Here is a 5,367-nt window from a genome sequence, read left to right on the forward strand (position 1 = left end):
AGTCCTCCTCATCAACCAGCGGCACTAACGCCAGCACCTCACCCAGGGGCAAGGTGGGGTCGGCTTCGGGGTCTTCCAGTTCGTATTGCACCGCCTCCGCCATGTTAGCGATGGCGGCCTCACTGGAAACACGCCAGCCGCCCGTCTCGACGCGATGGGGGCTGGTCGCTTTCCACCCGTACCGCTGCACCAAGAGGCTCGCGGTTTGCTCCCACCATTCGCGTGCGTACGCGCGGGAGGCAGTCATCTTTGCGTAGAGTTCCAGCCCTTGAAGGGGTTGGAAGTTCTCGTCAAAGAAGCCGCCTTCTCCATCCCGTGCCTCGTGGCGCGAGATGGTGAAGTACCCGTACCGCTGCAACTCTTCCATTGCCGCAAGGGTGAGACGCTTCGCGACGTCCTTGCCACGCCCCTCAAAGCGCGCTGGCTTGTAGTGTGCCTTGAGGAAGGCGTACATTTGAGCGTATTCAGCGGCCATGGCTAATACTCCTCTGGGAGCAAAAGCGTGGTGGACGCGCGCCGGCCCCGATAAACGGCTTCGGTGATGATCCAAACTTTCACCACCTTGCCGTCAGAGCGGCGGACTTTGTAAGCCGAGAACACCCGCGCCCCTGTTCGCACGGCAGCGGCGTTGGCCGCTTGGTCTTCCGCATCCATTTCGCTCCAATCGCCAGTTACATGGCGATGGAGCAAGCGAAAAACCGTATCCTGGTCAAGCCCCAAAGCAAGAAAGCCAGGCGTCGCCAGCAGTTGCCCTAACTGAAACAGTTTCGCCATCGTTCCACCTCCTTGCCTTCCCCGCCCGCACGCAGGGAAGGCTCTGTGAGAATTTTTGAGAAAATTCGAGAACCTTCCGCGGTGCGGCGCGGGGGTGCAAAGAGGCGTTAGGCAGCCTCCAGATATGCGTTTGTCAAGGTGCTGGTGAGCAGCCCAGCCCGGGCTGGGCCGGAAATTCCAGGGAAGGCGCGGCGGGTGGCCGCGCCCCGGAAAACGGTGCGGCTACTACTTGGGCGGATTGAAGAAACGAACAGGGATAGTGGGACTGCCAGCGGGTACGGCAACAGTCATCAAACCAGGGTGCTCCTCGTTGATGAAAACCGGACTGTTTTTGTCAAAGTCCAAGAAGGCCCTGGTTTGAAACTCCCATAACCGCCACCGCTCGTCTCTAAAGAGCACTATGGCCGAGAACCAGCCACGGCGGGGGTGCCCTTCTGCGACAGCAGCATACACCCCTGCCACCTTGCCGTGGAACGGGCGTTTACGTTTGGGACTTCGCAAGGCGAACCTCGCCCCAATAGTCATTGCTGCTACGCTGTTCATCTCACCTCCTTCACCTGCCCCATGCCGCGCCACGGGGCAGGTCTTGGATTGGAATGGGTTTCCAACCGACCTGCCCCGTCCCTGTGCGCGGCCAGGGCCGGGAAGGAAGCGGGCAAGCCGCACCGTATTTCCTTTTGTCAAGGTGCCGTGTTTTCCTGTCGCACAATATGCCTTGTGCGACACAAAACGCCTTTTTCCGACGCAAAATCCGCCCTTTTTGGGGCGTTAGCGGCCAAAAAATGTGTCGCACAAGGCTGCTACGCCGCTTCGTCGCCGCCTCCGTTGAACTCGAACCGCGTCCACTCATACCACACGCCCTCCTCGCCTCGCACCCGCCACAGCCTGCCGCCGTCCGCGCGGGCCACGGCCAAGGCGGTATCGAGGTCGGGGTAGTGGACGTTCGCGCCGGGAGGCAGGTCGAGAACGCTGTCCACCGTCCGGATTTCCACCGGGGTCAAGACGCGATCCAACAGGCTCATGTTTACCATTCGTCAACCCACAACGGAGCATCAGGTTGAGCGCGTAACAAATATTCGAGGTCTGTGGCTTTTCCCGGCAAACCCATGCGTTGAATATCTGCACGCAAAACCTCTCGCCGGGAGGCCGTCCCTGCGACCAAAGCCGCTTTGCCCTCGTTGAGGGCGGCGTTGTGCTTCCATTTGGCAAGGCGCTCCTTGCGCCCCAGTTCCACCTCTACATACAAACGCTCTTGCCATTCGATGAGCACATCGGGCGGAGAGGGGCTTTTTACTTCTGGAAGCACCGTCACCGTGTAACCGCGCAAGCGAGCGTGCATTGCAAACATCAACACGGCGGCGGTATGCCCTGGGAACCGCTTGCCCTCGTGCAACCGCTCCAGTCGCTCCCATTCGTTTTCTACTGGAGGGCGTTGGAACATTTGCTTGGCAATCCTCCGTCCCTCTTCGCTCAACCGCAACACAATCAGGGAGGTGCGGGGAGCTTTGAGAGACAGCTTCTTCGAGACAACCAACCCGGTTTCCGCCATCTTGTCCAATCTTCTACGTATAGCGCCGCTGCGCGGCTTGATGCCTTCGGCCTGCGCAATGTAATAATCCACTTCAAGCCGCACAGCCAGCCCATAAACCGCCAGTATGTAAAGCGCCATGATTTGACGAGTTCGGGCTATCACGGCAGCGTCGAACAAGTGCTCCACGCGCGCCGGCACACGCGGGGGTTGACGGCGAATCTCCGCCAACGCCTCCAAAATGCTTGCTTTGTTTGCCTGGGCGGAGGAAGGTTCTTCTTGTGGTGTCGTCGAAGGAGCAGCCTTCGACAACGCGGGTGTGGGCGCCTCTTGCCTTGTGGACGGACCAAACTGGTGCACATCGCGCAATTGGTTTGCAAGATCTGCGGCATGTTTGCGGCTCTCTTCCAATTGCTCTTTGAGCCGCCGGTTTTCCGCCTGCAGGCGCGCCACCTTCGCTTTTAGTTTTTCGCACCCGTGGCCGTTGCCGTTGTTGCCGTGCCAGCCATTCCCGTTCGTGGAAACCTTCGCCCACTGGCGCTTGGCGACCAGCGGAGCAAAGAAGGATTGATACCTTTCTGCGTCCCAAGTGCGGAATGCTGAAGGGGTTTCGCGTCGAATTTGCTCGACGCGATCACCGTCCAGGGTTCTGGCCAGGGAATAAAGCAGCCCTCGTAAGGCGCGGATTTCGTCCTCCGCGTGGGCGCGCAACCGCCTTTCCGCTTCCAGCAAATCGCTCAATGCCTGTTGGCGCACGTCACTTAACGGCATCCAGAAACTCCTGAACGGCGGCTATGGCTTCATCCCGCGAAGCCTGCCCCTGTTGGTACGCTATCACGGCATTGGCTGCGTTCACAAAGGCTCGGCGTTGGGAAGCCAGAGCGGGAGAGGTCATCTGGGAAACCTTGTCCATCATGCGCTGAACCTGCAACTGCACACGCACGGGGTCTTGCGTACTCAAAAACTGCGCCAGTTGACAGCCGTACTCGCGCAGTTGCGTCAGTTCGCGCTGATACTGACGCTCCGCCTGGACAACCTGCCACTCCTGGGGAGTAAGGATGCGCCCGTCGTCGGGCGTGACCCAGTACCCCACAAACCCAAAGAACAGCAAGGCTCCCAAAACGATAGGCAGCCACCAATCCAATTGCAGTTCGGACAAGTCGAGTTCGATTTCCAACGCCAGCCTCCTCTGGCGGTCTGGCGTTGAAGGCAAAGTGCCCTCAACGCCTTCGAAGGCTACCAACGAAACAGGTAAAGCGTATGGAAAATCAAACGCATCGCCTGTTCTCGTAAGTAGTGTAAGACCGCCAGGCCCATGATGACCTCGACCAAGGTCATCCAAGCCGTCGCGCGCAAGTTGTTCATGGCTTACCTCCCCAGCAAGAAATGGGAGGGTTCGGCCTAAGTGACCGACGACCCCGCGGGGTCTTCGTCGGTCACCAAAGCGCGCGGCTTACGGGCAATCAACGGCGTTCCGAGCGAGCGTCCGAGATAGCCATAGCGTGAACCCGCAACACGGGAGCGCCGGGCACATACGTTTTCACACTCGCAACGGCATCGCATCGCGCCCGCGTAGGGCCAATGATGGAAATTGCCACGCGGGGGCTGTACCCTACCAGTCCCGAATCGCGTACGGTACCGTCGAATTCGCGGTACCCCTGGGCTTGCGCCCGCGCAGGCTCCAGCACCTCGGCACCGTTGTTTTGGTAAGCCGAGGCGCTCATTGCCTGCACAGCGGCCAGGCAAGCGGCATCCGCGGCGGTCTGCAACCGTATGCGGACGTCGAACGCCCGCACGACGTCCACGGCAAGGATGAGGACTGGAACCACGACCACAGCGAGGAAAACGGCAATGAAGGCCATCGTCTGCCCTCGCTGATGTTTTTCTCGTCGCACTACCACCCCTCCTGCCGGAACGTCGCCATTGCCCGACCGTGGAAATCCACGTCTCCACCGCCAACCAGGCCCAAAAGCGCGCCCAACAAGTTAGGGACACGCCACTGCACCACAACCACGACCTGACTGCCGGGCGGGCCGCCGCCAGAGGCGCTGACCTCGTAATGACCAATAGGCGCCGTCGCCAACGCCTGACGCGCCGCCGCTACCGCAGCGCCTGCAGCCCCGCGCTGGGTCACGGCGCCCACGCGTGCGCCATAGTTCGCGGCGTTGCCCGCATTACTGGCAGCCACGGCTGCCATCGCTCCGTTGATGACGAAGACAGCCACGAAAACCACGATAGGAAGCGCAATGGCCGTCTCGACCAACGCCTGACCGCGCCGTTTTCTCATGAGCGCCTCTTTAGAAGTGACCGGCCACGCCGGTGATGAACGCCGAAATATTGACGCCCAATACCTTTGCCGCTGCCCAGGCAACGATGACGATGACAAGGATGGCAATAGCGTATTCGGCCAAACCCTGTCCACGTTGCCCTTGTTTCAGCATCCAAAGGGAAAATTGCTCAAACATACCAGCCTCCTTTTGGTTGTAGGGAAATACAAAAAGGCGCGTTCCGTCCAGGGAACACGCCTTTCGCAGTCAAGTATAGCCAAGGGAGAAACGGTTGTCAAGCATTTTTCTCGGTCTCACTTTGCCAGCAACGCCCACAGGCGGGCAGGTGCGCCCCAATCCACGCCCAGGGCGCGGCCCACGGCTGCGGCTTCCAGGTCGAACCACTCCATACCTTCGCCTTGCCCTGTTTCCTGCACTTTGCCGGGGTTCAGGAAAGGGCTGCGGGCGAAGGCTGCCAGGCGGCCAGCTGTGCCTTTGGCTTTTTGCGCCTTGAACGCCCGTCGCACGATTTCCGGCGGGGTGGCCGTAATCAAGGCGCGACCCTCTGGCCCCGTGATCTCCACCGCGCGCAGGTCGGGATATACCTGTGCGACTTCGGTCAAGGGCATGCCTGCCACGGTTTTGCTCAACCAGGCCAACGCACCTTCGCGGTCGAAGGCAATTTCTTTGGCCTTGGCTTCCCGGCGGGCGCGCTCTTGCATCACAATCGCGCGCCCCACCAATTCCCGCAGCGAGCGGATTTCACGCGCCTGGCGGTGGTTGTACACCGCCAGCAAG

The 5,367-nt window shown here is 60.4% G+C and carries 8 protein-coding genes; all 8 read right to left on the bottom strand.

Features of this window, described 5'->3' with window-relative positions:
• The coding region (locus tag ENJ54_00235) for a hypothetical protein (protein HFC08276.1) at positions 1-475 on the bottom strand (475 nt) is incomplete at its 3' end.
• Positions 476-477: 2 nt separating this feature from the next.
• Complete coding sequence (locus ENJ54_00240; GenBank protein ID HFC08277.1) at positions 478-774, bottom strand: hypothetical protein; 297 nt, start codon at positions 772-774, stop codon at positions 478-480.
• An 800-nt stretch (positions 775-1,574) separates the two neighbouring features.
• A complete protein-coding gene (locus ENJ54_00245; protein ID HFC08278.1) occupies positions 1,575-1,796 on the bottom strand; it encodes a hypothetical protein in 222 nt (73 codons plus the stop codon).
• A 2-nt stretch (positions 1,797-1,798) separates the two neighbouring features.
• Positions 1,799-3,043, bottom strand: a complete 1,245-nt coding sequence (locus tag ENJ54_00250; GenBank protein ID HFC08279.1) for a hypothetical protein — start codon at positions 3,041-3,043, stop codon at positions 1,799-1,801.
• Positions 3,044-3,059: 16 nt separating this feature from the next.
• Complete coding sequence (locus ENJ54_00255; GenBank protein HFC08280.1) at positions 3,060-3,479, bottom strand: hypothetical protein; 420 nt, start codon at positions 3,477-3,479, stop codon at positions 3,060-3,062.
• A 286-nt stretch (positions 3,480-3,765) separates the two neighbouring features.
• On the bottom strand, positions 3,766-4,197 hold the full coding sequence (locus tag ENJ54_00260; GenBank protein ID HFC08281.1) for a hypothetical protein: 432 nt from the start codon (positions 4,195-4,197) through the stop codon (positions 3,766-3,768).
• Positions 4,197-4,589 carry a hypothetical protein gene (locus ENJ54_00265; GenBank protein HFC08282.1) on the bottom strand — a complete coding sequence of 131 codons (393 nt, stop codon included), beginning with the start codon at positions 4,587-4,589 and terminating at the stop codon, positions 4,197-4,199. Before ENJ54_00265 ends, ENJ54_00260 begins: the two co-directional genes overlap by 1 nt.
• 10 nt (positions 4,590-4,599) lie before the next feature.
• The gene (locus tag ENJ54_00270) at positions 4,600-4,767 is read right to left on the bottom strand and encodes a Flp family type IVb pilin (GenBank protein ID HFC08283.1); all 168 of its coding nucleotides are present in this window, start codon (positions 4,765-4,767) and stop codon (positions 4,600-4,602) included.
• Between the last annotated feature and the right edge of the window lie 600 nt (positions 4,768-5,367).

Source organism: Chloroflexota bacterium (assembly GCA_011322445.1).
Taxonomy (GTDB): Bacteria; Chloroflexota; Anaerolineae; order Anaerolineales; family DRMV01; genus DRMV01.